This is a genomic window from Agromyces sp. NPDC055658, from assembly GCF_053618155.1.
On the sequence record NZ_JBSHHD010000151.1, the window covers coordinates 1 to 473 of the forward strand.

A 473-nucleotide genomic window follows, 5' to 3' on the forward strand; every position below is an offset into this window, starting at 1 on the left:
CAGACCGCCCTTGGTCAGCGACGCCAGCACCGAGGGCACCTGGGAGTTGGCGTGGTCGACGAGGCTCGTGGAGATGGTGACCACATGGCCGCCTTCGCCGTGGGATTCGATCGCGGCGATCCCGGCGCGGGTCAGTTCGAAGAAGCCGCGCTGGTTGACTCCGGTGACGGCGTCGTAGTCCGCGTCGGTGTATTCGGTGAAGGGCTTGGCGATGAAGATGCCGGCGTTGTTCACGATGGTGTCGACGCGGCCGAAGCGCTCGACGGCGGCGTCGATCAGTTGCTTGCCCACGCCGGGCTGCCCGATGTCGCCGGGCACGGCCAGCACCATCGGATCGTCGCTCTCGCCGATGTTTCGGGAGTTGGCGACGACGGCGTAGCCCAGCTTGCGGTAACCCGCGACCAGGGCCTCGCCGATGCCCTGGGAGGCGCCGGTGATGACTGCGACGTGTGGTGTGGTGCTCATGGGGTGGT

1 protein-coding gene is annotated in these 473 nt (G+C 67.7%); it reads right to left on the reverse strand.

The window, feature by feature from the left end; genetic code table 11:
• Positions 1 to 465: SDR family NAD(P)-dependent oxidoreductase (locus ACWGPE_RS19255; protein WP_452049356.1), on the reverse strand; the 465-nt coding region annotated here is incomplete at its 3' end.
• Between the last annotated feature and the right edge of the window lie 8 nt (positions 466 to 473).